This is a genomic window from Sphingomonas nostoxanthinifaciens, from assembly GCF_019930585.1.
Taxonomy (GTDB): domain Bacteria; phylum Pseudomonadota; class Alphaproteobacteria; order Sphingomonadales; family Sphingomonadaceae; genus Sphingomonas_I; species Sphingomonas_I nostoxanthinifaciens.
Genome location: NZ_CP082839.1, coordinates 1088948 through 1113441, shown reverse-complemented (window position 1 = coordinate 1113441; position 24494 = coordinate 1088948). Strand labels below are relative to the sequence as shown.

The window sequence follows — 24494 nt, the reverse complement described above, 5'->3', positions numbered from 1 at the left end:
ACCCGTGGCCGCGCTTCTGTACGGCTTGGATGCCGTGATCGCGCCGGTGTCGTTCGCCCTCGATCCAGCTAAGCTTGTCGATGGTGTGGGGCCGGCCGGCGCGGTCATGCGCATCGTCGAAGCGGTGCCGATGATTCGGCTGAACATGTTGAGCGAGGCGATCTATCAAACCGTCGAGGTATTTCTCGCGATCCAGATGTATCGCATGTTCCAACCGGTGAACCGCAACCTAGCATGGCAGATGTTCGTGCTGGCGCTCATGCCGATCCCGATCATGTTCCTCAACCTGCTGACAGAGGTAGGCGCGCTATCCTTGGCGATCGATCCCGGCATCGCGAATGCCTTCACCCTGCCCCAGCGTGACGCACTCGCCAGTCTGATGATCCGTCTGCATGGCGACGGCGTGGGAATCGCCGGCATCTTCTGGGGGCTGTGGCTGCTTCCCCTCGGAATGCTGATCATCCGCAGCGGGTTCGTACCAAAGCTGCTCGGCCTGTGCGAACTGGCGGGCGGCTTGGGCTGGCTGCTCGGGTCCGGTGCGATGCTGGTGATGCCGGGGCTGGTGCCAGCAGGGGAAATTGCGAACTATGAAAGGATCGCATCGCTATTACAGATTGGTGAGCTGCCCTTCATTATCTGGCTGCTCGTCACGGCCATGCAGATGGTGGTCCGGCGTCCATTCAAATGTTAGCCGTGCAGCCGGCCCTCTGCCAATTTCGCATTTGAGTAGCCGTCGAGGTGCCTAGCGTGGGGCGCCTGCATGACTGGTGAAGAACTCGCTGGCAATCTTCCAGCTTCCGTTGATCTTAAGGAGTTGCATCGTCTTCCATCCCCAAGAGGTTGATCCCGGGCTGGTATTGACGAACACGAGGCGAACGTCGGCAACATTGCCGTCCTGCGCAATGCTCACGTCGCGAAAGCTTTGGGTGAATGCTTCGCCTTCGAATACCCCCTTTCGGAACGCTTCGTAATCAGCGGTACCCTTTCGCGCGACCGCAGCGCTGTCGTCGGGAACATAGGCGAAGGGCACGTTCTTGTTGAGAAGCAGCGTCTCGAACAATGCTGGTTTCTTGTCGAGACTGCCTTGATATAGGTCGCCAGCAACCCTTCGATAGCGCGACGATCTGCGGACACGGCTACATCCGCTTTCGTCGATTTTTGCATCGAAGCTCCGGACATGCCGGCGGCGGCCAATGCAAGGACTAGCGGTAGCATCATCGTCGTCATTCCCTTCACGGCGCGCATGGTGTTTTACCGTGACGGTTCTGGTCGTCGCGCCTACAACGTGTCCGCAGCACGGTAGGCGACCCCGTAAAGCAATTTCAAGACGCTCAGGCCTTCGGCCGAGGGCAAAACGGACTGATCACGAACGCGGTTGTGCAGGTCTCACTACAAGGCGCGGCAGGATTCGGGCTTTCTTAACCGTCGACATAGCCGGCAAGTTCTTCCGGCATTCCAGTGGGGAAAGATCGTCGCAGGAGCTCAAGGAAGGCGGACACCCTGGCGTTGAGTAGCCGGCGGGTCGGATAGAGCGCCCAAAGCGCGATGTCGGAGCCGGCCACGTCGCCCCGATGCACCAATCTGCCGCTTGCGATATCGCGGCTGACCAGCGACAGCGGCAGGCGCGCCGCGCCTGCGCCGACGCGCACAGCATCGCGGATCATGATCATCGATGACAGACGCAGGATAGGATCGACATGATCTCCACCGGTCCGTCTGGCGCGATCACCTTCCAGCTTCGAGTGGCATCGCCGCCGCGCACCGCGCCGGGCACGGTCGCACCTGTTGCCCACGGCAGGTCGGGCGCAGCCGCCACCACAAGCCGGTCATGGAGGAAGGGGCGTCCTACCAGCGCTTCGTCGGCAGCGGGATCGACCCGGATCACGAGGTCGCAGCCTTCCTCGATCATATCGACGGCACGGTCGTCGGTCGTCACCTCCAGCCGAACGTCAGGATATTGCCGGGCAAAATCAGCGGCCAGCTGCCCCATTGCCACCTGCCCGAACAATAAAGGCACGCTGATCCGCAGCCGGCCCCGCACCCGCTCGCTACCCGACGCGATCGCCGCAGACGTCTCCTCAAGTTCGGTCAGCAGCGCGCCGGCGCGCTCGTACAGCGCCCGTCCTTCCTCGGTCAGCTTGAGGTCGCGGCTACCGCGTTCAAACAGGCGTAGGCCCAGCCTCGCTTCTAGTTCGGCTACGCGCCGGGACAATGTTGCTTTGGGGCGCCGCGCGGCGCGAGCAGCTTTGCCGAAGCCGCCGTGGCGAGCGACGAGCGTAAAGTCGGCAAGGGCAAGCAGACGGCGCCGAGCGGATGCTGGCGGCGATGGACTTCAGCGCGACGATCCTGCGCCCGACCTACTTCATCGACAATGAGGTGATGGTGAAAGACGTCATCCTCCAGCATGGCGTCTATGCGATGCCGATCGGCGGCAAGGGCGTTGCATCGCCGAGGATACCTGCCGCCAGCCCCCGAAGCCGTCTTGCCTCGCCCGGAACCCTAAATTACCAGGTTGACCACCCTAATGGGGCAGGCCAGTTGGCCAAAAAGACATAACGGCCGACCGTGTTCCCGGCAGGAGGGGTGACATGAAGCGATTGATTCGGGGATCGATGGTGGTGGTCGGCATGGCCACGGCCGGGGCGGCATACGCCGAATGTGCCGTATCTGCGGATCAGGGCGCCAGCGTACGGGCAATCAACCCGGCCATCCAGGCGGATGCCGACCTAATCGTCTCTATGAGCGTGATGCCGAAGCTGATGCACCTGGACTACCAGGCAGCGGCCCAGCGGCCATATTGCGACCTCGGAACGATCAGCGGTGATGATGACTATGAGCTTTGGGGCAGCGACACCGCCGGCCGCCAGCGCAAGGCCCTGCCAGTCAAGAAAGGTCAGCCTATTGCAGTGGTCCTGCCGGTTGTGGACATGATGAAGGCGATCGATGCCGCCAAGGCGGGCAAGGCCGCTCCAACCGAGGGGTACATGCTTGCTACAATCGGCAAGTCGGACCTGACCGGCTGGCGTTTCTACACCGCCATGCCCAACGTGACGGTGCTGAAGCATGACATGGCACAAGCATTGGCCGGTGACGGTGCTCCCATATTTCGCAACGGTGCCGATGGGAAAACGGCGTTGTTCGTTCCCAAGGGCTGAGGCAGGCAGCGGCTCGAATGCACACCGTCGAGCCAACAAGTGTGCGACACCTTCATGATACCTACTATTCGCGCACATCCGAAGAACGGCCTGTTAGCGTTTGGATGTCAAATGGCTCGACATGGCATGCATGGCACGAGGTGCTCCCATCGGCATAACCCATATGACTGCGATCAAAAATGCGCGGCGTACGGAGTAGAATATCGCCGTCGCAGGATTGATGACGACACCTAGCAGGAACCAGACGAAAAAAACCGCACGGTCATGTGCCGGTCCTATTCACCGTCGGAGAGCTGATCGCCTAAACCGGCGATCGGCTCCTGAGGCAGTTCATCACTCGGCTACCAGGCCGGCTCCCTTCCCTCAAACGATAATTGATCGGGAAACACCGCCAATGGCGAAATCTTGAAGACGCACAGCATACCTGTATATGCGCACTCCCAACGGAGGTCTCCATGCCGATGCACGATGCGAAAAAGGTGGTTCGCCGGTTCAACGAGGAAGTCATTGCAGGCGGTGATCGTTCCGCCTTCGAGGCGCTGATCGCGCCGGGGTTTATAAACCGATCTGCTCCGCCGGGCGCGTCCGATGGCGCCGAGAGCATGTGGAACACGTTTGAAAACGTCCTCCGCCCGGCGCTGGCCGGATTGAAGGTCACGATCCACGATCAGGTTGAGGAAGGTGACAAGGTGACCACGCGCAAGACCATCTCGGGCGTTCATGCCGGGCCGCTATTCGGGGTTAAGGCTACGGGCAAGCCGGTCAGCATCGACGTCATTGATATCGTGCGGGTCGCAGAAGGTCGCTATATCGAGCATTGGGGTATCAACAGTTCTCTCGACCGTGCTCGCCAGTTTGCAACAGCACTAGCCGATATATGAGCGAGGCGAATGGAGACCGATCGGACGAAGCTCGGTTGGCAAATGATCTCCGGCGAAGCGTCAGCGCCTTTGTGCGCGTCATTCGGCAGGATACAGGTACGGTGCGGTCGGCGCAGTCCGAAGCGCTCGATCTTCTTCACCGGCTCGGCCCGATGAACGTCGCCGGCTTGGCCGAGAAGCGCGGCGTGACCCATCAAACGATGCGGTTGGTGGTGGCGGGGCTAGATACGGACGGACTGGTGCATCAGGGCGCCGATCCTTCTGACCGCCGGAGCCGTCTGGTGAAAATCTCCCCCGCTGGCTGTGCCGCACTTGCGCAGGAGCGCCAAGTGCGCACATCTCGGATCGAGCACGCCATTCAGAGCCAGTTGTCCCCCGGTGAACGAGACATGCTCCGGGCGGCGATCTCGATCCTTGATCGGCTCGCCGAAGCGCAGTTCATCAAGGTGCGAGGAGGGTCGACAGACGATCTGTCACTCCTTCAAGCCGCTCCAGTTTCGGGTACCGGAGGCCCCCGTCATAAACGACGGTGATTTTCCGGCCAGTGTGATCTGTTCCTGCTGTAAGGATCAGCGGCGAACTCGGCGTTTTTGAAACGGCTTGCCGAAGAGCATCGATCGAGAATGGAGATGCCCCGATTGCCAACAGCCGCATACCCGGCGTCAGACCCGCACGGAATGCTGGACCGTCCCAGGCAACACTTTCTACCCGTCCGTCGTCCCCGACCACGGCACCGATGGAATATGTAAGGTCGATACCGCCATTCTCCGCTTCGTCCTGGCGGAAGCTCTCGGTCGGCGCGCTGGTGTAGATCAGTCGCCAACCTGCCCTGGTCAGCCCGGCCATCGCATCGGCATCGTCATGGCTCTGGAGGTGTCGCATGAGGAACGCCGACCAATCGTCATGGGCGACCATGTCCAGCGTGCGGCACACATCCTCGAAGGTATAGGTGCTGACCGTTCCATCGGGTTTCACCGCATGGAAGAACAGCGCCGCGAAGTCGTCCAACCCTCGCCGACCACCACTCAGTTCGCGCAGGCGGGCGTCGACGTCCAGCCAGAGCAGCACGCCTTCGGGATAATAGTCCTCCCGGCGTTGCCAATCGCGCCAGCCGACATGGTGGCCGGCCATGTAGATCGCGTCGTTGGTGCTGTCGGCAAGTGATTTCCAGGCCCGGCCTGGCCGGTTGGCGACGAGAGCGGCGTCGAGCGCCAGCTTGTCCAGTGTCTCCTGCCGGGTTCGCAGGCCGGATCGAGCCGCCAGAACGCGTCCCCAAAACTCGGTTTGCCCTTCGTACACCCATAACAGGCTACCACCGACCGGCTGGTTGAAGGTCGGGGTCCACAGGTCGGCAGGCTGCCGGAATCGGCCGTTCCAGGCATGGACAAGCTCGTGCGCGATCAGGTCGCGGTTGGCGAGCTGCTTGGCGGGATCAAGAAAGTAGTGTGTGGGCAGGATGTTCTCGCCCTCTTCGAGATGCTCGATCCCGCCCGCGCCAGGGCCGTCGTCGAGCGCGACGATCGCGTCGTAATGCCGGAACGGCGCGGGCCCCATCAGTCGACGCGTTTGCGTCATCAGCGCGCGCAGCTTGGCGATCTCCGCGTTGCTGGCGGCAAGCAAAGCGGGGTCTTCGGCAAGGATGTCGAGCCGAACCGGCTGCGGGTCGCCGGGCATAAGGTCGATGGTGCGCGCATGGCGGGCGGCATAGAACGGCGCATCGACGAGTCGCTCGAGCGAGGTCGGGGCGAAGCGCATGAGGCTGCCGTCCGAGTGTGTCTGGTCGAGCGAGGTGACGGTCGTGAGCCCGGTCGGGACGCGCAAGCTGGCGGCGACGCGGATGGTCGCGACGGACCAGCCGGCCGGGTAGAGCAGCACGCGTTGCCATGGCACGCTGAGCATGCCTTCACGCAAAGTACCGCGATCGGCGATATATTGCAGGTCGACTGCCAGCTGCTCGGCGCCCGCCGGCACGGAAATATGGAAGACATGGACGTCGAGGGGATCGCGGCGCCATTCCACCCGGCGGCCATCGATCCTGATCGTCAGGCCCGCGAGCGATGCGACCGGCACGGTGGGAGCATGACTGGCCGTCTCCCATTCCGGGTAGAGCAGGGTCACGTCTCCGGTTCGCTGCACCGGGATCGTCTCATGCGTCTTGACGATGCCATGCACCGTGTCGCTCGCATCCACGTCCAGCTCGATCGTTCCGCGGAACGGCTTCTCCGACCAGGCCGGCAATGCTGTGCGAGCTACCGTCAATGGCGAAGCAGCCTGTGCGGCAAGCGATACCGCCAGGAAGACTGATACCGTCAAGGCGACTGCGGTCTTCAGCCGACACCGAACGGCCCACAACCCGAACATGCGACCCGCTAAAATGGTTTTCATGCCGTCAGCGCGCCAGCAAATAGATGCGCTTCAAGCGATAGTCCCACACGGTCTTGTATTGCCGCAGGAAGCCGTAGCCGATCGTGACGATCGTAGGCTCGTCGATGCCGATGGCCGATGCCGCAGGAAACGGGGTCGTTTGAACATCCATGTGATCCACGCCCGGATAGCGCTTTCCGCCGAACTCGATGCCGGTGAGATCGTAGGAGCCCTCCTTGGAACCCGGTTTCAGCGTGCCGTCGGCCAGCAGTTGACGCCTCGTCGCCTCATCCGTGAAGACCGTCCCCATATTGGCCGGTGTCGAACGCCGCCCTCGCCTCCATGCCGCCGATGCGGACGTGGACCAATGGATGGTTGGGAAGCTTGCTCACCTCGAACGGGATGATCCCAATGACCTTTTCCCCGGCCAGATAAGCCTCGGGCGAACCCTTGTAGAAGGTCGCTTGCGACCGGGCATAATCGACCTTCATCGCGTAGCCCTGCCAGAAGTAATAGCCGAGCCAGCCGACGAAGTCGGGCGTGATGTGCTCCAGCTGCGTGGCGTCCTTGGTTTGCACGTGCGTTACCTTCGGGAATTGCAGATGCGCCACTTGGACATCGGGCACGGACGTGCTTAGGCGCATTGGGAAAGACTGACCGCTGCCGAAATGACCGGTTCCGATCGGCTGCCCTGGCGGCAGGGGAACGCGATGGTCGTTGACGGCCAGCGCCTGGTCTATTCCGGTGTCAAGCATGAGCTTGCCCTTGACGCCGGCGATCCGGCTTTCGATCAACGGGTACTCGCGGACCATACGATAGGCAAAACCACGCGGTCACCCGACAGCCTGAACTCGGGCGCACGCAGGGGCTTGGGGACGACCGGCGCCTGCGCCCCGGCAACAACGGCGCAGGCGATCGCAGCCAACAGCGGCGCTCTCGCGCCCAGAGTGAGCCACCGCGACCGATGCCGCGCGTGAAGCGACTTTGGCTCGTCCCGTACGTTCGAAACAGCCGTCAAACGCTGTTCCTTCCTGGTTCGACCGATGGCCCCATCATGTCCGATAGCCTGATCGGGTGCCGACAGTGGGGCGCCGTTGCGGTCGATGGCCGGCATTATGTTCTCCAGAGGCGGGCTGCCGCAATCGTCTTTGCGGTTCTGCTGTCGTCTCACATGAGCGGTAGTGACCCCGACCGGCATGCACACGCTGTCGGTCAGGTTCATTTTGTCACGCCCGCACCGATCGGACGTAGGCGCGAATAGCTGAGACCAGCATGGCCGCCGTCATGATGCTTACGGCGAACAGCCCCAGTAGCCGCCGAGACGATCACTCCATGCGCCTGAAACAGCACGTTACGGAGGATCGGACCGACGGGCATGCCGCCGGTCGCGATCGATGCTTGGGAGTATCTCATCAGGCGGCCTGCAACACGCGCCCGCGCGCGGGAAGCGCCTTCGCCAGATACGCGTCGACCCGATCGAGGCTGATCCTGTCGAACGTCGCGCCGACATAGCCATCGGGACGAATGAGCAGACCGCCGCCGTTGCTGAGACCCAGCTGGTCGGCGACGTCGCGTATCTCCGCGCCAGGCCCGACCGTCACGACCCGTAAGCCTTCCCTCGCAGCGGTTGGCCGGTAGTCGTGCGCGGCGATCAGCAGCGTCCAGTGCACTCCCGCAAGCAACTCGAACAGGCGGCGGGGTTGGCCCGCAGCGCCCGCCAGGGTTGCGTCCGGCATCCTGTCGCCGGCGAGCGGGGATGCCGTGCGTTTTCCGTTATCATGAGAAAGCGAGGATGCTGGGTATCGGATACCGAGCTGACTGGTGTCCTCGCCGCGGCGCATGGCATCTTGCCGGCTTTCGCCGGCCAGCAAACGGGTCGAAAGCCCAAGAACATCAGCCGCGACGGGGCGTCGTTCCTCCTCGTAGGTCTCGAGCAGATCGTCGGGCGCGCCGGCCAGGACCGCCGCAAGCTTCCATGCCAGATTATAGGCGTCCTGCACGCCGGTGTTGAGGCCCTGCCCGCCCATCGGCGGATGAACGTGGGCGGCGTCGCCGATGAGGAACACGCGGCCAACCCCGTAGCGGTCCGCCAACCGCGCGTTGATCCTGTACGCAGACGCCCAAGACACCGAGCGCAGTTCGATATCGCTCCTGCCGGTCCGTTCGGCGATCATCCGTTCCAGCCCTTCAGCCGAGAGATCGGGATCGCCTTCCAGCGCGATCGGCGCCTGGACCTGGAACAGGTTGGTGCCGGCAAGTGGGCAGATCGCGACAAGCCGCTCCATGTCACCATCGTTGAACTGGTGCCATGCATCGCGGTTGAGCCCGCTCAGCCGAACGTCGGCGACGATCGCGCGCACGCCGAGTGTTTTGCCGGGGAAACCGATCCCAAGCGCGTTCCTGACGAAGCTATGTCCCCCGTCCGCGCCGATGAGGTAGCGCGCATAAATCATCTGCTCACCCTGCGGTGATACGATGTCGGCGCTAACCCCGTCGTCGCCGTGCTTTAATCCGGTCAGCGCGTGTCCGAACTCGACGGCATGGCCAAGCTCGGCAAGCCGCTCGCGCATCACGTCTTCGGTCAGGAACTGCGGGATCATCAGCGAAATAAAGTAGGGCACGTCCGGCGATGTCGGCGGTGCCTGAAAGCCCTGCCGCTCGGTGAAGCTGCCGTCAGCCTCATAGGCGCGCATCGGCGGGTAGACGCCGCCTGCCGCCATGACGCGATCGATGATGCCGAGATCCTCGAACACTTCCTGCGTGCGGGGTTGGATACCCTTTCCCCGCGAGCCCCCGAACGGGCGTTCGGCCTGATCGATGATGCGGAAGGAGATACCCCGCCGTGCCAGGTCGATGGCCAGCGTCAGACCAGCCGCGCCGGCTCCGCAGATCAAAACGTCGATGTCGGTTCGCTCTTCCATACCGGGTTCCTCTGTGTGCATAGTGCACCCATCACCCTCGGCAGCGCCGGTGTCAACAGATAAGTGCATTATGCACGCGAGATAGGTCGAAGGTGGCTCACCCTAGTTGGGCGTGAGCGCCGACCATCTACTTGGCGTCGAATACCGCCATGCGCGGCGCGGAGAATACGCTTGCGTAGCCGATGTACACACGGTGGGTGAGTGGATCGATGCCAAGCGTGTGCGCACCGATGTTGAGGTGGATCGGCGCCAGCACGCGGTAGCGACCAGCTGGGCCTGATTGGATCGTCGACATGATGCCGAACCAGCCGGTGGTGTAGATGCGGTGCAACGCCGCATCGTATCCGACCACGTCCGGTGCCCGGCCGACCGGCAGCGTGGCGACGACGCTATGCCGGTCGAGATCGAACACTGCCAAGCGAGAGTTGCTGTTGCAGGCTATGAACAAACGATGCCGTGCTGCATCGACGGCCATACCGCTGGGTCCTTCGCAGCCTTCCAGAGGCCACTGATTGATGACCTGCCGTCGGGCGAGATCGACGACGGCAAGCGCATTCCTGTCATTGAGATTCTGGTAGATTCGCCGGGTGGTTGGGTCGAAAGCAGCGAACTCCAATTTCCCATCGAACCGAACACGATCGACTATAGTGAGCCTGTCGGGATCGATCAGGGTGGCGTGGCCGGTGTCGCCATGCGCCGCGTACACCAGCCGATCCACCGGATCGAAAACGACCGCATCGACACCGGCATCCACCGATATGCGGCGAATGAGACGCATCCGCGCTGGATCGAACACATCCACGCTGTTCGCGCCGCTGCGCGACACGAAGCCGAGACGTCGCACTGGATCGAATGCCACGCCTTGCCCCCACGGCGGTCCAGCCAGGTTCTTGATCTGCGAACCCGTTGGCAGCGGTCCGGCGCCAAGGGGTACCTTGAAAACGGTTCCCGGCTTGATGCTCGCCGCGTACAGGTAGCCGCCTTCCACAATCATGTAGTCGAACAGAGATAGGAAGCTCGTGCTCGGGGGCAGCGTTATAAAGCCGGTGAATCGCAATGCGCTTGTGGATGAAGGTTTCGCAGGAGCAATAAGCCGGTACAAAGGCGGCACGATCAAGACGCTGCTAGCTATTAAGGCGCCGGCAATTGTCCATCGGATGATCCTGCCCGAAAGTGACCAAGGTCGGCCATTGGATCTTTTCATGGTTGAGGCCTCCGCGAGCGTTCAAAAGCGGTACGACAGTGCGACCCCGCCGAGCAGCTGGCCGCGCGATCCAGCCTTGACGATCGGGCTCTTGGCGGCATCACCGACCAGATAATTATATCCGAACCGCGAGATGACACCCCAGCGGCGGTTGAACTGGTAGCCCGCGGTAAGGCCACCTCCCACGTCGCGGACGCCGCCAGTTGGTGAATAGGGGATCAGGCCCGAGGCCAGCGCGGAGGCGGGCGTAATGCCGAAATACGTGCGTAGCGTCCTGCTGCTCGCATAGGTCAGGTTGGCGTCCGCTCCGAGGCTCCAGCGAAAGCTGCGCAGGAGGATGTACGAAACGTCTCCGTTGACGGTGAAGCCATTGCTCGTGTGGGACACATCCCGGAGCGCGGTGACCTCCAGCTCGAGCTGGCCTTGGCCTCGCTCATTGCCGCCAAAGCGATAGGCGGCGTAGCCGCCAAGATCGATTTCATCGCTGATCTTGGGAAGGTTGCGGGCGACGCCGCCGTCGCTCTGGCTCCGACCAAAGTTGAGGCCGGCGACGGGACCGATGGAGAAAGCGGAATCGCCCAGCAGATTCGCGCGGATATTTGGACCACGCATCGAAATTTCGACGCCCTTGCCCGTGATGTCGGCGGCGATGAACGGAACGGGCGAGTAGCTCTTCGCGCCTGGGTATTTGGGCGCCACGCCGACCCCGACGGCGATGAAGTTCATCGGGCCCTGCGGAGCATCGCTGCCCGCTTGAGCCGCGACATCGGCATGACCGCCTGCCGTCGACGCGTCCTGCGCCCAGGCACAGCTCGGTAACCCTGCAACGAGGAACGATATCGCCAGGAGTGCCGGCAGCCCATTCAAGCGCCGGCGAGAGATGGTCGGCACGGCGGGGCAGTCTTCGCAAATCAAAACGTCGGCCTCGGTTTGCTCTTCCATCTCATGCTCCCTTGTGCATAATGCACATATCTAGGGAGGCGGTCGGGGTGTCAATGAGGAAAGTGCATAATGCACATATTAAGGCGCTGCTGCCCGAGCTGCACCGTTCGCTGATCGATATCGCGGGCGTGATGAACCGTCCCGAACGCGATGCTGAACTGCTCGCCAAGGCGGGCCTGTCGCTCGAGCGCGCGCTGTTCCCGCTGCTCGTGTCTGTCGAGCGACGCGGCCCGATCGGCGTGGGCGATCTCGCCGACGGCATAGGTCGGGATTACACGACGGTCAGCCGCCAGGTGGCACGCCTCGAGGCGCTCGGGTTGGTCGAACGGCGGCCAAGCGCAACTGACAAGCGCGTGAACGAGGCTGTGGTGACACCTTCGGGCAAGACAGCGACAGACGCGCTCGATATAGCCCGCGAGGACATGGCGGTAGCGATGTTCCAGGATTGGGAGCGTCGGGATTTCGACGATCTCGTGCGGCTGATGCGGATGCTGGCCGAGACGATGGAAAGCTAGCCGGTCCTAAGGGCGAAGGCCGAGCATCGGCAGCGTAGCGCAAATGCACATGAGGGACATGACAATGCTGACGATCGGCCTGATCGGCGGAATGAGTTGGGAAAGCTCGGCGGAATATTATCGCATTCTCAACCAGGGTGTCCGGGACCGGCTTGGACCGACAGCTTCCGCTTCCTGCCTGCTGTGGTCGTTCAACTTCGCCGAGATCGAGGAGCTGCAGCATCGCGGTGATTGGGGCGGCCTCACGGCTCGCATGGTGGACGCGGCCCGGCGGCTCGAGGCGGCCGGTGCCGAGATGCTGCTGATCTGCACTAACACCATGCATCGCATGGCGCCCGCCATTCAGGCGGCGGTGAACGTGCCGCTTCTCCATATCGCGGATCCGACCGCAGGGCGCGTTAAGGCGGCGGGTATTCGGAAAGACGGGCTCCTCGGCACGGCCTTCACCATGGAGCACGAATTCTACAAGGGGCGCTTGGCCAAGCAGCATGGGTTGAGTGTCATCGTCCCCACGGACGAGGACCGCGCAACGGTGCATCGAGTGATCTACGAGGAGCTTGTCGTCGGGAAGGTCGTCGCGGCGTCGAGAGACGCCTATCGCGCGATCATCGCGCGGATGGTTGAGGCAGGCGCCGAGGCCGTGATCCTCGGGTGCACCGAATTGATGCTGCTGCTTCGACCGGAGGATAGCCCCGTCCCGATTTTCGATACCACCGCGATCCATGCGACCGTTGCGGTGGAATTGGCTTTGGCCGACACTCAGCCGGCCTCATAGCGACGCGCTAGGCAAGCGAGGAAAGTCGCCATCGATGCGCGGGTCGATGGCGGTTATGCCCCGCAAGCTGGGCGGCAGGAACGCCATCACGTCAAAAGATTTGCTCGATTTTCGACGTGGCCGATCCCGGAAGCGAGGGATCATTTGCGGGGCCGTTGAGCGGCATTGCGAGCCGCCGAACTCGCTCGCGGCCCGTTAGTAACTTCCCGCTCAACCATGGCAGACTGTGCGGCAAGACACCGGCTGATTCGATATGGTCGCTGACCGGCGTATGCTGTTTCATGGCGTACATCGAGGGTCATGCGCGCGAGCAGGCACTCCTGCTGCCGGTATTGGTCGAGGACTATGTCGGTGGAACAGCCCGGTTCGCTTCATCGATGCGTTCGTGGACGATCTCGATCTGAGCGAGACCGGCTTCGTGCGGGCGCAACCGAAAGCAACGGGGCGGCCGACATGCTCAAGCTGTACCTGTACGGCCACCTCAATCGAGGTGCAGTCGAGGCGGAGGCGGCGCGCAATCTCGAACTGATCTGACTCCTGCGCGGAACTGATCTGACTCCTGCGCGGGCTGCGGCCCGACTTCAAGACTATCGCCGGCTCCCGTCGCGACAACCGCTCCGCCTTCAAGGCGGTGTTCCGCGCATTCGTGGTGCTGTGTCGCAAGCGCCTAAGCCACGACGGCAATGCCGAGCTGATTAACCCACCTGCTCGGAGGCATAAGTGTCCCGCTGGACCAAGCATGAGATGGTCAAGTAAACCCAGAGATGGACACTGACGAGCCAATCCGCGTCACCCGGAAGCGGACAACCGTTATCTTGCGTCACCGGACTTCGCCACGGCACGGACAGCCAGCGCTGAAAGGCAAGAAATGGGACTTTGCCGCCATATTCAACGACCGCGGCAAACGAGGGCTTTTGGCAGAAACCGACGCGCAGGTGATCGACGATCCACGTCCCATTTTCAATCATTCGGGCTGCAGCGTTCAGACTACGCTTCGCCCCATGGCGTTCTTGCGCGCTTAGGTTGTTACGCGATTCGTGCATTTACGATTCAGCCGCCCGTTGTCGATCAGCAGAAAATTGCTAGAATACGATAATCATCAGGGATCGATTTCGCGCCCGTCCCAGCCGAAGATCCTACCGTTCGATCTGCTATCGAGACCGGCAATCACATCAAGGAGCTGCCGGGCCGCGCGGTCGGGGCTGAACAGCCGGTCCGGCGGAACGCCCCGCTGGAAGGGCTGGCTCAGACCCGTATCCACCGTTCCCGGGTGTAGCGCGAAACACAGGGCCAGCGGCCGGGACCGCGCGATCTCGATCGCGGCCGACTTCACGATCATGTTGAGCGCGGCCTTCGAGGCGCGGTAGCCATACCAGCCGCCGGTGCGGTTGTCGGAGATGCTGCCGACGCGGGCGGAGAGTGCGGTGATCACGGTACGCCGGTCGCTCGCCAGCAACGGCGCGAAGTGCTTGAAGGCCAGCGCCGGCCCGATCGTGTTGAGCTGGAAGATGCGCGCGAGCGTGCCGCCGTCTAATTCGCCCAGCGCCTTTTCTGGCATAATGCCGTCCTCATGCAGGATGCCGGTCGCGATCACGACCAGATCGACTGGCGGTCCGATGCGCCCGGCGGCGTGGCGGATGCTTGCCTCGTCCGTGACATCGATGACGCCTCCGAAGACTTCACCGTCATCTTCACCCGGGTCGCGCGACAGCGCGTGGACGCGGGCGTAGCGACCGGACGAAGCGAGCGCCTGGATGAGCGCTACGCCGATGCCGCCGCCCGCGCCGATCACGACGGCGACCGCCTCTACCAACCCTGGCTCCCCGGAATGCCCTTGAATGGACCTGCGACCCGGGAGGTGATCCAGCCCCCGTAGAACCCGCCCGGCTGAGGCACGACCTGCTCGCCGTTGACGAAGCAGGCGTCTATGGCAGCCGCGTAGAACGCGACGTGGTCGCGGATGTCCGCGAAGGACGCGGTCGGGTCGGGGTAGGCCCAAGCCGCCCTGGATCTGACCACGTCGCCGGACACGACGTCGAAGTAGACCGCCGATCCCTTCCATTCGCAGAAGCTCGTGCCGCCGACGGGCCGCAGCGCTCCCGGAGCAACGTCGTCCGGTGGGAAGTAGTAGGTTGGCGGATGGTTCGTCTCTATGGTGCGAACGCCGCGCCGCGTCTCGGCGATGGTCCGGCCGTCGAGAACGACCCGCAGGTGCGCCTGGACGGGCTGCGCGATGGATGGACGGGGAAACGTCCAGACGCTCTCCTGCCAGGGCATCGCGAGATCGGGGACGGGCCTGTTCACGCCGCCCGCCGCTCCAGGCGGTGCGCGAGGCGCTGAAGTGACGGCCGAACCGATAGAAACCGTCCGTAGAGCCATTCGAGCCCGGTGAGGACGAAGGGGACTCGCGCCGCCAGACCAAGCGGTCGCAGCATGGGGATCGCTCTCCACATTGCGGCGAACGCCGCCGCGCCGGTGAGCATGCGGCCGTCCTCCACGGCATGGAAGCGGGCGAGCATCTCCGCCCTGTCGAGCGGGCATGCGCTTGCGCCGTCAGTCGCGTCCACGAACGTGATCGCGCGGCGCCGATCCAACCGCCGGATAAGGGAAATCTCCCGGCGGCACAGCGGGCAGCTGCCGTCGTGCCAGACGGTCAGGCTCATCGAGGAGCGCCCGCCGGCCTATTGCGCTGCCACACGCGCGTGGCCAGCACGGTGGCGAAGGCTAGCCACCCCATGAGCGGAACCGCGGTTGCCTGGGCGACGCGATCGACCCTGTGGGTCGTGGCCACGTAGGCGGCCGTCGTCGCCAGCATCGCTCCGGACGCGGCGGCGCTGCTGGCTAGGGCGCGCTCGCGGAAGAAGATCTCGGTCCAGCCGCCGATCATGGCCGTCGTTACCAGCCAAAGCCCGACCGAGGCGTTACGCCGGGCGGACGGTTCGTGCCGCAGGAGGCGGTAGCCGCCGACCGCCATGCCGGTCTCCAAGGCGGGCCACACCGCGCCGAAGACGGCGTCGGGCGGTGTGAAGCCGGGCTTGTCGAGACGTCGATACCAGTTCCGTATCCCGGGGTGCGAGGGATCTGGGGCGTTGCGGCGTCCGATGAGAGCGCTCAGGCCGAGCACGCCGATGACGATGCCACCGGCGACAAGCGGCGAAAGTCCGGCGGACCTGACGACTGGCTCGCGTCGATTCACTGGGCGAGGTAGCGCTCGAGATCGTCGCTGCCGCCGATCCGTTCGCCGTCGATGAAGACCTGCGGCGTCGTCTGGACGCCGTGCTTCTGCTCGAATGCCTCCACCTCGTCGCGGGACTCGAGGATGTGCTCCTCGATGGTGAAGCCGTTGTCCTCGAGCAGTTTCTTGGCGTGGACGCCGAACGGGCAGGTCTCCTCCGGAAGGATCATGCGGTAGAGCGTCGCTGTCTTGTCGTCGGCCATGGCGTTCCTCGCGGGCGGTCCGATCGACCGCGTGATTAAAGCGAAGCGCCGGCGCGGACGTTCCGGCGATCTGGCCGATGCGCCGCTCAAAGGGCGTCGCGATGGATCCCGATCATCGCTCGGACGTCAACCCGAGCCTTCAAACGCGCGCACAGCAGGGCGGTGCCGCTTACCTTGCGCTGGACGAACAGCGTGTCGACCGGCGGGACGTGCCAGGTCGAGCGGTCCTCCGCCATGGCGACGGCCTCCGCGCGCAGCGCGGAGACGAAGGAGCGGTCGCCGAAGTCAAAGGCGCCCGGCCGGTTCAGTTCGCCGAGAATGACGTCCACCATCCGATCGACTGCGGGCTGATGCCGCTTCACCGCCGTCGCGCCGAGGAAGCCCGCGGCGACGGCAGCATCCCGGACCTGGTCGCGGCTGCCGCTCAGTCCCGCCATGAGCAGGCGATGATAGCCGCGCCGGGTTTCCGGTTGCACCTCCCGTGCCGCTCCGAAGTCCAGCAGCACCAGGCGGCCGGTGTCCGCCTGCCAGTGGTAGTTGGCGAAGTTCGGATCGGTCTGCATGTAGCCCCACGCGAACAGCTCGCGCAGGACCAGTGCGACAAGTGCGGTCGCTGCCCTGTCCCGCTCCTCTTGAGCGCGCCCCTCGAGCGCGTCAATGCGTTCGCCAACGATGAACTCCATCGCCAGGACGCAACCAGTGCTCAGCGCAGGCTCGGTGGTCGGCACGACGTAGGCGGGATCGTCGCCGATCAGTGCGCGATAGCGCTCGAGCATGGCGAGCTCGCGCACGTAGTCCGCCTCCTCGTGCAGCTGCCGCTTGGCCACGGCGAGCAGCGGCGCGACATCGATTTCGCGGGGGAGCAGCCCCGACAAGCGCAGCAGGGTGGCGACGTTGTCTACGTCGGCGTCGATGCTGGACGCGACTCCGGGATACTGGACCTTGATCGCGAGCACGCGGCCATCCGGAAGCTCTGCCCGATGGACCTGGCCGATCGAGGCGGCGGCAATTGGGTTCGCCTGAAAGTGGCGGAACCGCCGTCGCCATCCCGCGCCCCACTCGCCAATCAGGACCTTGTCGAGCTGCTGCGGCGGCATGTGATGCGCATGGTCCCGAAGCCGTCCCAGGATGGCCGTGAGCTCGGCCGGCAGTACGTCTCCCGCGTCCATCGAGATCATCTGCCCCAGCTTCATCGCGGCGCCGCGGAGGTGGGACAGCTGGTCGGCGACCCGGGCGGCATTGGCTGGCGTCAGCAGAAGGTCGCTCATCCGTGGACGATCGCCGGAGGCCAGCTTGCGCGCGCCTTCGGCGATCATGCCACCGGCGACACCGCCAGCCAACTTTCCGAAGAGGCCGAACCGCGAAAAGCGACCGCTCGGCACCGCGCGCCCGCGGTCGTCGTCTGCCATCGTCTGTTCCTTGTCGATGCCGGGCTGGCACCGTCCAACGCACGTCGCGTCTCGTCGGCGCAGGCCGTCCAATCGCGGCGGCCCTCCGGAGTGGATCCTGAACTGCGGGTCTCGCGATTGTCGCGGCGACGCGCCTCGAAGGCAGGCGGAACGTCGTCGCGCGCAAGGGGTTGGGAAAGCACGGCCTTCCGGTCCGCCAGATGACGAGATTCACATGAGCGTCGAAGGCAAAGTCAAGGAAGCCGCCGGCTACGTCAAGGAGGAGTTCAACGAGCACGGCAAGTCCCCCGAGAGCCAGCAGAAGGCCCAGGAGGGTCGTGACCTGCGCAACGAGGGACGCGTCGAGGACGGCAAGGCGCCGAAGACGATGGAGCCGGGCACCGGCGCCAAGTAATTCGACGAGACCGCGAACAGGCGCCGTCCGAAAGGGCGGCGCCTTTCGTTTTGGCCGATCTCACCTCAGCGGCGTGTATCTGCAGGTGAACCGCGGCGGACGCCGTTCGGCGTTGGGTGTGAGATGGATGTGGAAGCGGTCGCCGATCATGGTGTCGAGAGCGAACGCCTTCTCGGCTTCGTAGAGGTCATCGCGGTGCGCGTCTGTCCAGCCGGCGATCGATCGCAGCGCCTGGGCCTTCGCGTCGGCAACGGGGGTGGCAACGACGAACATGTTGTTGTGCTGCTCGGCGAAGCCTAGTCCGTCGTATCCGCCGAGATTGACGAAGTAGAGCTTCTTCTTGCCCGACGGCCGCTGCGGCCGCAGCGACACGTCGAAGCCGTCTGCGTGGTCGATCTCCGCCCAACAGTCGACGTGGAGGGTCCCGGGCGTTCCCCACCACTCGGCACGGAGCTGATCGTAGATATCACGGATGGAGGCCGCGACGACGAAGCGCACGTCGTGGATCTCGATGTGTGCTTCGGGGTGCTCTCCGCCCACGTAGATCGCGAACAGCTTCATCGCATACCCTCCAGCGCCACGGCCGGGGGTCTGCTCGGCCACTGCGCGAGCGAGGTCCGAACCGACTATTCCGCCCATCTCGTGCGAGCTCGTAATCCCCTGGATGAAGGGATGCCGTCCGAGGATGAATGGCATGCTGAGGCAATGGATCCTGGCTGCCGCGGGCTCGTCCGAGACCGGATGGAAGCCCTCGTCGACCGCGATCCCCTTCGGCTCCTCGGGATCGTCCTCGGCGGCGTCCGGGACCACGCCCTGCTCAAGCAGCGAACGAAATGGGAACCTGTCCGCCGCGAGGGGGCGCTGGCCGGTCGCATCGATGAACACGGGAAAGTGCCGCCGCTCGCCGTCGATGATCACCGTAGCGCCCGGCTCCGCGCCGTGGCTATCGACCCGATAGTCCTCGCCGAGCGCCGACACGTCGAGGTGGCCGGCGCGATGCAGAGCGAGCAGACGCTCGATGGAGAGATGTGGCACGGTGGCATACTCGTCGACGAAAACGGGTTTGAGGAAGCGGCCGAAGCGGTCGAGCGCATCCGGGTCGAGGTGCGGGACGATGCGCGCGAGAACCTCGTGCATCCGCAGGATCGCGTAGCGCCAAGGAACGGTGACGCCGAGTTCATAGTTCGATCGCGCCTCGGCGAGGTTGGCGTCGGCCCAGACGAACGGATCGACGTCAGCGCGTTCGGCGAAGTAGCGGTCCGCGAAGTCCTCAAGCGCGAGGCCGTCGAGTCCTATCCGCGCGGCGTAGTCCGGATCGGCGTGCGCAAGCCCCCGCTTGAAGAGACGGTAGGAGCTGTCGAGCAGCGTATCGCATTCGGTATCGATGAGGCGGTCGATGGCCTCGGCGGTGCAGATGGCAAGCGGCTCGCAGGGGACCGGGTGATGGAAGTCCGCCTCGGGGAGCATCCCCTTGCGGGACATTATCGTCATGTGCAACAAGTCGCCGCCGGCGTTGGCACGGTATCCTATCTTGTCACCCTGCGTCTCGATGAAAGTCCCGTGCGCGACGTCAAGTGCCACCGCGGCGTCGATCGCCGTCAGCGAGCTGCCGCGGATGCCCACGTTTGTGGCCGGAACGCGCTGCAGCGCCCCGGCCGGCCAGGGACTGAGGAAGTATCCGGGGCGCACTTCCGGCTCCTTCGGCCACTGATGGCCCGTCGCGAGCGCGACCTGATCGAACCGACGCTCGAAGGCGCTGCCCCTCTTCGGTGAGACAAGCACGCGGAGCCCGTCGCCATCGGCGATGATGTCCGTCACTCGGCAGCTGGTGGCGATGTCGATCGCGATCCCCCGCGCCGGCCGCGCGCGATGAGTGCCTGGAACTGGTCTAGGAAGTATTCTCCAAGGGCTAGACGCGGATAGAAGGTGTGCTCGTCGATCAGGTCGGGTCGATGCCCAGTCTGACGAGCCGGGCCCTGGGCTGGCGCCGCAGCCAGTCGATCAGGGTCTCTTCGATCGGCGGGATCTCCACGCTCGCGATGTTGGACAGCATGGCCGGGTCGTTCCAGCCGGGGCGGTAGGGTGTGCCGAGGCCGGCGCGTGGCTGCTCCTCGTAGATGACGACCGCCGCCGGAACGTCCACCTCGTTCAGGAACGCGCAGAGGGTATAGATCGTGGTCGGGCCTGCGCCGACGAACGCGATGGACTTCATGTCGTTGGAATGCCCGCTGGCCCGTTTGTGCCGCGATCGACGCGTCGACGGCGCAGCGATGGTTCAGTCCGCCACAGGACAACGACCCGGCGGGGAAAGAGATAGCCCGACGGCTCCCCTTCATGAAAGGTATTGCGCAGCTTTGCTTCTCCCGCTCGACAAGTTTATGCTGCCCCCGAGAGAGAATGGCGGGTTCCGGCGGGAGCGGCCATTTACGCGCGCCGTGGAACCGCTTGAGTTGGTCGCTAGCCGTTTGGCAGCTCAGACGACCCACAATGCGACATTCAACAGCTCTTAGCTGCTCCCAGAAGCGGACATCGGTTAAGGTCGGTCCTGGGACTGGTGGATCGCGCTCAAGGGCACGATGTGCTAAGCAACTGAGCTTCCGCGCCGCTCAAGGGCGCTGTTGAGCTAGCCAGACAGTTCGACCACCGCAGGTCAAATCTGCAACGACGTGCGCGACGACATCAAAGCGAGCCGCATCAAGCAATGCTCGATACTCATCCGAGTTCAGGCTGCCGTGGTGCAAGGGATCGCCTTCCAAGTCGCCTATCGCAATCCCCTCTTGATTGCCGCTGGTGAACATTAGGGCGGCGCCATGCTCAGCGTGGGCTTGGAACCGCTCGAACATTAGGCGCTGATCGGCGGGCGACAGATGAAAGAAGCTGTCCCAAGCCAGCAGGCCCGAGAACCGCCGGCCCAAGGCGAGCTCGCGCATGTCGATCAGGTGAGCAGGCGTCCCAGGCAGGTTGCGCTGAAACAGCGAGAGCATCGTTGGCGTGCCATCAACCCCTGTCAGGTCGAACCCACGCCGGATCAGCTCACGCCCGATCGGCAAGCCGGAGCCGCAGCCGATATCAAGCACCGTTCCTCTAGCAGGTAGCATAGCGGAGAAGCGGTCAAGCCACGAGCTCTCGACGAGTTCTTTATTTCGTAGCTCGGCCCACGCTTCGCCATGACGTTGATAGACTTCGATGATGGTGGGCTGCGTGCTGTCCGCCATAAGTCCCAGCTCAAATGCATTGTCGTTTGGATGTCGAAGCGGGAGTAAAGGTCGCCCAAGCGGGCGACCAGCTAATTGCGGCCCATCGTGGCGAGGGGTTGGAAGCAGCCTAGGATCAAGCGCCGCGCGTCGAAAGGTGGATCACCAGCCGTATCCATTCTCGGATCGTCATGCATCCTTTCCTCGGCGTTCTGGAAGCTCGCCTTGTCGGTCCAGATCTGCCAGGTCAACACGACCCTCTCACCCTCCCTCGCGGCGACCGCTTTCCGAAAATCAGTCTGCTCACGATGCGGGATGAAATCCTCCCAGCATTCGACGATCTCGAGACAGCCATATTCCTTGAAGAACTTCGCACCGTTCTCCGCCCAGCGACGATAGGCGTCCATGCTACCCTCGGGAACGGGTATGACGAGGCCGCATACGTACATGCATTTCTCCTCTTCTCAGAGCCGCGTTTCGTCGAGGCGCCGGCGAATGTCATGGTAAGCGGCGATGATGAGTTCACTCAGCGCGGCTTCATCCGGCATCCGGCTCGTCCGCAGCTTGATGTGACGCATGCGCTTGCCAGCGCCTTGTAGCAGGCCAGCCGGATCGTCGAGAAAGGCGCCGAAGAAGAAGCCGATGTTGGCATGCTCTGTGTGGGCGTCGACATACGCGAAGGCTGCATCGCCCGCGCACGCGGTCGGGCGCCCATCATGGATGAGTTCGCCCACGTCAGAACCGCAAGCGCGCATTCGCTCGAACCAAATTACGGCCAAGCCTCGCAACGCGTCCCCGTGCGCAAACCAAGCCTCGACTTCGGGATCTCTCCGGGAAGCCGTCGGGAAACGGAAGAGCGCGTCCATGCACTCAGGTTACCGGTCCAAAGGCGTTCCGCCAAATTTTTTGGCCAATGGCGACGCCGCACGATTGAAAGCGCTGGGCAACTCTATTTGGCAGGAGGCGCGCGCTCACTCTAGCGCGGTGCAGCACCGCTTCCGCTCCTCAGACCATGCATGAGTCCGATTGCCGTGCAGATCACCGCGAACGCACCCGTAAGCAGCAAGGTGCCTTGCGCAAACCAAAGGATACGAGGCGTCCGATAGCGAGAGGCATCGCTGCGGCCCCAAAAAGTAAGATCAGCACAAGGACCACGCCGAATAAGAGTATCTCGATCAAATTTCGGGTGGAACGAGCGTTCCTTCCTTCCTGCGGCTGCACGGCGATCAACGCTCCGACTGAGATCCACATGGCGAGCCCCCTTGAAGGGCCGCGTCGTCAACATCTCTTCGATTCACGAGAAAGCCCCCCGCCCCGGCGGGGTCGACTATGATTCCGCCAAGGTTGGGCTCTCGCAACTAACCGCCGCTCTCGCGTTGGAGCTCGCGCCCAAAGGGATCGCGGTCAACGGGGTCGCTCCTGGCATGATCCTGACGCCGATGAACCAATCCGCGCTCGACCATCCGAAGGAGCTGAAAGCAAAGGAGGCCGCAATCCCCTGGGGTCGCGCAGGCCGGCCCGATGAAGTAGCGGCGCTGGTGGCCTTCCTGCTCTCGCCCGCTGCGGATTATATCACCGGCACCACCGTGACGATCGACGGCGCGCTTTCGCTTACCGTCGCGCAGGGTGCTTGAGCGATGAACAAGCGTATCGATTTCAATGTCGAACAGATCGACGCGGTCTCGGTCACTGGCCCTGACGAGGTTGCCGACCGCGATCTGATGAGCCCCTATGTCTGGCGCCGCCCGGACGGCAGGTTTGCGATGTTGGTTCGTGCCGTGCCGCGCGGCGATTATGATCATGGTGCTGCCGCTGATACGGGCACGATCTGGCACGCGCTTTCCGACGATGGCCTCACCTTTGCCGTCGAAGGCGATCCGGTACTCAAGCCCGGCCCCGGCCCTGACGATATCGGCGGCTGCGAGGATCCGACCCCGGTGGTCCAGCCCGATCAGAGTCTCGTCGTCTATTATACCGGTGTCGATCAGACGCGTGCACACGCCGATCTGCTCTATGCCACTGGCCCCTCGCAAGCGCATCTGGAGAAGCGCGGCGTCGCGATGCTCAATTCGACCAGTGAGGGCAACATCAAGGAGGCCACGGTCGATCGCACCAAAGCAGGCGAGTGGCGCATGTTCTACGAGTACGCCCACGCCGAAGCTTCGCTGGTGGGCTTGGCGATCGGCGAGACCGTCGCCGGCCCGTGGGATCACCAGGTGCAGCCCTTCGCACCGCGCCCGGACAGTTGGGATGGCTGGCACCTCTCCACCGGCCCACTCCTAACCGACAACAAGGATTGTCCTGTGATGTTCTACAATGGAGCGACACAGGATGCGCGCTGGCGGATCGGCTGGATTGCCTTCGATCCCGAGTATTCCAGCGTAGTCGATCGCTGCATCGAGCTGTTGATCACTCCACCTCCAGGTCCGGATCGCAGCGCTGCGGACATTGCGTTTGCCGCCTCGGTCGTGATCGTCGATCGCGCGATCTGGCTTTATTATTCGCTCGCCGACGCCCAGCTTCTCCGCGCCCTGATAAAGCGGATCTGACGACAGCAGATGTCGGCTTGCAAAATGGTGCGTTCAAATCCGTAATGGCGACTTTCACGGCGTGAAGCGGTCCTGACGAATTGACCAATGAACACCTGCTTTGCTCGCCGCTCACTTCAGCGAGGGGATAGGAATGAAGCGTCGATTTCCGCCGAATAACGGTTCCACGAGCCTCGTATCAACAAACGTTGCGCTCATAATTAATCGTTAGAACCTTGACTGGCCCGATTAGGAACCGCTCGCTACTCGTTTCCTGATCTTGAACCAACGACGGCTTACGACCCCCACACGCTCAAAGCAGACGGACCGCCATCCACCCAATATGGCGCCAGGGGGGAGCGTGTCTGCAAGCCCGCGGCGGCCACTTGCGGGCGTTGCGCTGGCACGACGCTACAGCCGATCAGGCCCATCTGGCTCGCACCATTCAGTCGGAGTGGCGCCAAGCACCGTCATAGAGTTTTGGACGAGTGCACCTCCGGCGTACCAGACGCCGTCTTTGCTGAGAAACGCGACCACCACCTCATCGTCCTCACATATACGGATCAAGATTGGGCGTTCGACCGGCGGAGGAACGTCTTCAATCTTGCACCAAGCCACGCGACCGCTCCTATTCTGAATGGCACCAGCGCCGCGGCGGCACCAAGGTTCCGCATAGTCGTCGCTGCCACTTGGAGCGATCGAGCATCATTGGGGGCCTCGAGCGAGCCCACCCCACCCCCTCGAAAGCGTCCACCCCGTTCGCGGCCCAGAGCT

General features: G+C 63.6%; 30 protein-coding genes and 1 pseudogene. 11 read left to right on the top strand and 20 right to left on the bottom strand.

The features are described from left to right. Nucleotides 1-4 precede the first annotated feature (4 nt). Entirely contained in the window at nucleotides 5-691 is a 687-nt protein-coding gene (locus K8P63_RS05180; RefSeq protein ID WP_223798778.1) for a DUF4386 domain-containing protein, read from the top strand. A 51-nt stretch (nucleotides 692-742) separates the two neighbouring features. Here K8P63_RS05180 and K8P63_RS05175 read toward each other — a convergent pair whose 3' ends face one another. The 3 genes from K8P63_RS05175 to K8P63_RS05170 all read right to left on the bottom strand — a co-directional run bounded on the left by K8P63_RS05175 (nucleotide 743) and on the right by K8P63_RS05170 (nucleotide 2299). Then, on the bottom strand, nucleotides 743-1060 hold the full coding sequence (locus K8P63_RS05175) for a hypothetical protein (RefSeq protein WP_223798777.1): 318 nt from the start codon (nucleotides 1058-1060) through the stop codon (nucleotides 743-745). 358 nt (nucleotides 1061-1418) lie between these two features. Further along, on the bottom strand, nucleotides 1419-1670 hold the full coding sequence (locus K8P63_RS20730; protein WP_263282689.1) for a LysR substrate-binding domain-containing protein: 252 nt from the start codon (nucleotides 1668-1670) through the stop codon (nucleotides 1419-1421). After that, a complete protein-coding gene (locus tag K8P63_RS05170; RefSeq protein ID WP_263282716.1) occupies nucleotides 1667-2299 on the bottom strand; it encodes a LysR family transcriptional regulator in 633 nt (210 codons plus the stop codon). The genes K8P63_RS20730 and K8P63_RS05170 overlap by 4 nt, the downstream gene beginning before the upstream one ends. A 14-nt stretch (nucleotides 2300-2313) precedes the next feature. Between K8P63_RS05170 and K8P63_RS05165 the strand changes: the two genes are divergently transcribed. From K8P63_RS05165 to K8P63_RS05150, 4 genes are all read left to right on the top strand, one after another. Further along, complete coding sequence (locus K8P63_RS05165; RefSeq protein WP_223798776.1) at nucleotides 2314-2556, top strand: hypothetical protein; 243 nt, start codon at nucleotides 2314-2316, stop codon at nucleotides 2554-2556. 32 nt (nucleotides 2557-2588) lie between these two features. After that, nucleotides 2589-3155, top strand: coding sequence for a hypothetical protein (locus K8P63_RS05160; RefSeq protein WP_223798775.1), 567 nt, complete (start codon nucleotides 2589-2591; stop codon nucleotides 3153-3155). A gap of 455 nt (nucleotides 3156-3610) precedes the next feature. Next, on the top strand, nucleotides 3611-4036 hold the full coding sequence (locus K8P63_RS05155) for an ester cyclase (protein WP_223798774.1): 426 nt from the start codon (nucleotides 3611-3613) through the stop codon (nucleotides 4034-4036). Next, nucleotides 4033-4569 (top strand): MarR family winged helix-turn-helix transcriptional regulator, encoded by a 537-nt coding sequence (locus K8P63_RS05150; RefSeq protein ID WP_223798773.1) that lies wholly within the window; start codon nucleotides 4033-4035, stop codon nucleotides 4567-4569. Before K8P63_RS05155 ends, K8P63_RS05150 begins: the two co-directional genes overlap by 4 nt. On the opposite strand, the gene K8P63_RS05145 is transcribed toward K8P63_RS05150, so the two are convergent. The 6 genes from K8P63_RS05145 to K8P63_RS05120 all read right to left on the bottom strand — a co-directional run bounded on the left by K8P63_RS05145 (nucleotide 4478) and on the right by K8P63_RS05120 (nucleotide 11467). Next, nucleotides 4478-6397 (bottom strand): M61 family metallopeptidase, encoded by a 1920-nt coding sequence (locus K8P63_RS05145; protein ID WP_223798772.1) that lies wholly within the window; start codon nucleotides 6395-6397, stop codon nucleotides 4478-4480. The genes K8P63_RS05150 and K8P63_RS05145 overlap by 92 nt on opposite strands. Nucleotides 6398-6425: 28 nt before the next feature. Then, on the bottom strand, nucleotides 6426-6710 hold the full coding sequence (locus K8P63_RS05140; protein WP_223798771.1) for a hypothetical protein: 285 nt from the start codon (nucleotides 6708-6710) through the stop codon (nucleotides 6426-6428). Continuing rightward, nucleotides 6688-7194, bottom strand: coding sequence for a hypothetical protein (locus K8P63_RS05135; RefSeq protein WP_223798770.1), 507 nt, complete (start codon nucleotides 7192-7194; stop codon nucleotides 6688-6690). The genes K8P63_RS05140 and K8P63_RS05135 overlap by 23 nt, the downstream gene beginning before the upstream one ends. Nucleotides 7195-7812: 618 nt before the next feature. Continuing rightward, nucleotides 7813-9321, bottom strand: a complete 1509-nt coding sequence (locus K8P63_RS05130; protein WP_223798769.1) for an FAD-dependent oxidoreductase — start codon at nucleotides 9319-9321, stop codon at nucleotides 7813-7815. Nucleotides 9322-9448: 127 nt separating this feature from the next. After that, nucleotides 9449-10438, bottom strand: coding sequence for a YncE family protein (locus K8P63_RS05125; protein ID WP_223798768.1), 990 nt, complete (start codon nucleotides 10436-10438; stop codon nucleotides 9449-9451). Between the two features lie 108 nt (nucleotides 10439-10546). Next, nucleotides 10547-11467, bottom strand: coding sequence for a MipA/OmpV family protein (locus K8P63_RS05120; protein ID WP_223798767.1), 921 nt, complete (start codon nucleotides 11465-11467; stop codon nucleotides 10547-10549). Between the two features lie 53 nt (nucleotides 11468-11520). Here K8P63_RS05120 and K8P63_RS05115 point away from each other — a divergent pair, with 53 nt between their 5' ends. The 3 genes from K8P63_RS05115 to K8P63_RS05105 all read left to right on the top strand — a co-directional run bounded on the left by K8P63_RS05115 (nucleotide 11521) and on the right by K8P63_RS05105 (nucleotide 13161). Beyond that, on the top strand, nucleotides 11521-11982 hold the full coding sequence (locus K8P63_RS05115; RefSeq protein ID WP_223798766.1) for a MarR family winged helix-turn-helix transcriptional regulator: 462 nt from the start codon (nucleotides 11521-11523) through the stop codon (nucleotides 11980-11982). A 64-nt stretch (nucleotides 11983-12046) separates the two neighbouring features. Further along, on the top strand, nucleotides 12047-12757 hold the full coding sequence (locus K8P63_RS05110) for an aspartate/glutamate racemase family protein (RefSeq protein ID WP_223798765.1): 711 nt from the start codon (nucleotides 12047-12049) through the stop codon (nucleotides 12755-12757). A 116-nt stretch (nucleotides 12758-12873) separates the two neighbouring features. After that, nucleotides 12874-13161, top strand: coding sequence for a hypothetical protein (locus tag K8P63_RS05105; RefSeq protein ID WP_223798764.1), 288 nt, complete (start codon nucleotides 12874-12876; stop codon nucleotides 13159-13161). A gap of 695 nt (nucleotides 13162-13856) precedes the next feature. Here the strand turns inward: K8P63_RS05105 and K8P63_RS05100 are convergent. The 6 genes from K8P63_RS05100 to K8P63_RS05075 all read right to left on the bottom strand — a co-directional run bounded on the left by K8P63_RS05100 (nucleotide 13857) and on the right by K8P63_RS05075 (nucleotide 17604). Further along, entirely contained in the window at nucleotides 13857-14570 is a 714-nt protein-coding gene (locus tag K8P63_RS05100) for an SDR family NAD(P)-dependent oxidoreductase (protein ID WP_223798763.1), read from the bottom strand. Beyond that, nucleotides 14564-15061 (bottom strand): DUF427 domain-containing protein, encoded by a 498-nt coding sequence (locus K8P63_RS05095; protein WP_317629350.1) that lies wholly within the window; start codon nucleotides 15059-15061, stop codon nucleotides 14564-14566. Before K8P63_RS05095 ends, K8P63_RS05100 begins: the two co-directional genes overlap by 7 nt. Next, nucleotides 15058-15420, bottom strand: a complete 363-nt coding sequence (locus K8P63_RS05090) for a thiol-disulfide oxidoreductase DCC family protein (RefSeq protein WP_223798762.1) — start codon at nucleotides 15418-15420, stop codon at nucleotides 15058-15060. The genes K8P63_RS05095 and K8P63_RS05090 overlap by 4 nt, the downstream gene beginning before the upstream one ends. Further along, nucleotides 15417-15953, bottom strand: coding sequence for a TspO/MBR family protein (locus tag K8P63_RS05085; RefSeq protein WP_223798761.1), 537 nt, complete (start codon nucleotides 15951-15953; stop codon nucleotides 15417-15419). Before K8P63_RS05085 ends, K8P63_RS05090 begins: the two co-directional genes overlap by 4 nt. Beyond that, nucleotides 15950-16195 (bottom strand): glutaredoxin domain-containing protein, encoded by a 246-nt coding sequence (locus tag K8P63_RS05080; protein ID WP_223798760.1) that lies wholly within the window; start codon nucleotides 16193-16195, stop codon nucleotides 15950-15952. The genes K8P63_RS05085 and K8P63_RS05080 overlap by 4 nt, the downstream gene beginning before the upstream one ends. An 86-nt stretch (nucleotides 16196-16281) precedes the next feature. Next, the gene (locus tag K8P63_RS05075) at nucleotides 16282-17604 is read right to left on the bottom strand and encodes an ABC1 kinase family protein (protein WP_223798759.1); all 1323 of its coding nucleotides are present in this window, start codon (nucleotides 17602-17604) and stop codon (nucleotides 16282-16284) included. Between the two features lie 214 nt (nucleotides 17605-17818). Between K8P63_RS05075 and K8P63_RS05070 the strand changes: the two genes are divergently transcribed. Next, nucleotides 17819-17998: a hypothetical protein gene (locus tag K8P63_RS05070; protein WP_223798758.1), complete on the top strand. Its 180-nt coding sequence runs from the start codon at nucleotides 17819-17821 to the stop codon at nucleotides 17996-17998. Between the two features lie 60 nt (nucleotides 17999-18058). Here K8P63_RS05070 and K8P63_RS05065 read toward each other — a convergent pair whose 3' ends face one another. The 5 genes from K8P63_RS05065 to K8P63_RS05045 all read right to left on the bottom strand — a co-directional run bounded on the left by K8P63_RS05065 (nucleotide 18059) and on the right by K8P63_RS05045 (nucleotide 21926). Next, nucleotides 18059-19816 carry a DUF1543 domain-containing protein gene (locus tag K8P63_RS05065; protein ID WP_223798757.1) on the bottom strand — a complete coding sequence of 586 codons (1758 nt, stop codon included), beginning with the start codon at nucleotides 19814-19816 and terminating at the stop codon, nucleotides 18059-18061. Between the two features lie 121 nt (nucleotides 19817-19937). Then, on the bottom strand, nucleotides 19938-20210 hold the full coding sequence (locus tag K8P63_RS05060; protein WP_223798756.1) for an FAD/NAD(P)-binding protein: 273 nt from the start codon (nucleotides 20208-20210) through the stop codon (nucleotides 19938-19940). Between the two features lie 394 nt (nucleotides 20211-20604). Then, on the bottom strand, nucleotides 20605-21213 hold the full coding sequence (locus K8P63_RS05055) for a class I SAM-dependent DNA methyltransferase (RefSeq protein WP_223798755.1): 609 nt from the start codon (nucleotides 21211-21213) through the stop codon (nucleotides 20605-20607). Nucleotides 21214-21284: 71 nt separating this feature from the next. Continuing rightward, entirely contained in the window at nucleotides 21285-21599 is a 315-nt protein-coding gene (locus K8P63_RS05050; RefSeq protein WP_263282688.1) for a DUF1428 domain-containing protein, read from the bottom strand. Nucleotides 21600-21656: 57 nt separating this feature from the next. Next, complete coding sequence (locus tag K8P63_RS05045) at nucleotides 21657-21926, bottom strand: DUF1801 domain-containing protein (protein WP_223798753.1); 270 nt, start codon at nucleotides 21924-21926, stop codon at nucleotides 21657-21659. A 534-nt stretch (nucleotides 21927-22460) separates the two neighbouring features. Between K8P63_RS05045 and K8P63_RS05040 the strand changes: the two are divergent. Together K8P63_RS05040 and K8P63_RS05035 are read left to right on the top strand one after the other, a co-directional pair. Then, nucleotides 22461-22826: pseudogene (locus tag K8P63_RS05040) on the top strand (SDR family oxidoreductase); the annotation flags it as partial. Between the two features lie 3 nt (nucleotides 22827-22829). Next, on the top strand, nucleotides 22830-23741 hold the full coding sequence (locus K8P63_RS05035) for a glycoside hydrolase family protein (RefSeq protein WP_223798751.1): 912 nt from the start codon (nucleotides 22830-22832) through the stop codon (nucleotides 23739-23741). Nucleotides 23742-24494 lie beyond the last annotated feature (753 nt).

Bases quoted from the DNA above. Each gene is read 5' to 3' on its own strand.
- K8P63_RS05050 (WP_263282688.1), bottom strand. From the start codon at position 21,599: ATGGACGCCTATCGTCGCTGGGCGGAGAACGGTGCGAAGTTCTTCAAG.
- K8P63_RS05090 (WP_223798762.1), bottom strand. From the start codon at position 15,420: ATGAGCCTGACCGTCTGGCACGACGGCAGCTGCCCGCTGTGCCGCCGG.
- K8P63_RS05120 (WP_223798767.1), bottom strand. From the start codon at position 11,467: ATGGAAGAGCAAACCGAGGCCGACGTTTTGATTTGCGAAGACTGCCCC.
- K8P63_RS05130 (WP_223798769.1), bottom strand. From the start codon at position 9,321: ATGGAAGAGCGAACCGACATCGACGTTTTGATCTGCGGAGCCGGCGCG.
- K8P63_RS05140 (WP_223798771.1), bottom strand. From the start codon at position 6,710: ATGGGGACGGTCTTCACGGATGAGGCGACGAGGCGTCAACTGCTGGCC.
- K8P63_RS05055 (WP_223798755.1), bottom strand. From the start codon at position 21,213: ATGGCGGACAGCACGCAGCCCACCATCATCGAAGTCTATCAACGTCAT.
- K8P63_RS05145 (WP_223798772.1), bottom strand. From the start codon at position 6,397: ATGTTCGGGTTGTGGGCCGTTCGGTGTCGGCTGAAGACCGCAGTCGCC.
- K8P63_RS20730 (WP_263282689.1), bottom strand. From the start codon at position 1,670: ATGATCATGATCCGCGATGCTGTGCGCGTCGGCGCAGGCGCGGCGCGC.
- K8P63_RS05115 (WP_223798766.1), top strand. From the start codon at position 11,521: ATGAGGAAAGTGCATAATGCACATATTAAGGCGCTGCTGCCCGAGCTG.
- K8P63_RS05165 (WP_223798776.1), top strand. From the start codon at position 2,314: ATGCTGGCGGCGATGGACTTCAGCGCGACGATCCTGCGCCCGACCTAC.
- K8P63_RS05075 (WP_223798759.1), bottom strand. From the start codon at position 17,604: ATGGCAGACGACGACCGCGGGCGCGCGGTGCCGAGCGGTCGCTTTTCG.
- K8P63_RS05035 (WP_223798751.1), top strand. From the start codon at position 22,830: ATGAACAAGCGTATCGATTTCAATGTCGAACAGATCGACGCGGTCTCG.
- K8P63_RS05160 (WP_223798775.1), top strand. From the start codon at position 2,589: ATGAAGCGATTGATTCGGGGATCGATGGTGGTGGTCGGCATGGCCACG.
- K8P63_RS05150 (WP_223798773.1), top strand. From the start codon at position 4,033: ATGAGCGAGGCGAATGGAGACCGATCGGACGAAGCTCGGTTGGCAAAT.
- K8P63_RS05155 (WP_223798774.1), top strand. From the start codon at position 3,611: ATGCCGATGCACGATGCGAAAAAGGTGGTTCGCCGGTTCAACGAGGAA.
- K8P63_RS05060 (WP_223798756.1), bottom strand. From the start codon at position 20,210: ATGAAGTCCATCGCGTTCGTCGGCGCAGGCCCGACCACGATCTATACC.
- K8P63_RS05080 (WP_223798760.1), bottom strand. From the start codon at position 16,195: ATGGCCGACGACAAGACAGCGACGCTCTACCGCATGATCCTTCCGGAG.
- K8P63_RS05110 (WP_223798765.1), top strand. From the start codon at position 12,047: ATGCTGACGATCGGCCTGATCGGCGGAATGAGTTGGGAAAGCTCGGCG.
- K8P63_RS05070 (WP_223798758.1), top strand. From the start codon at position 17,819: ATGAGCGTCGAAGGCAAAGTCAAGGAAGCCGCCGGCTACGTCAAGGAG.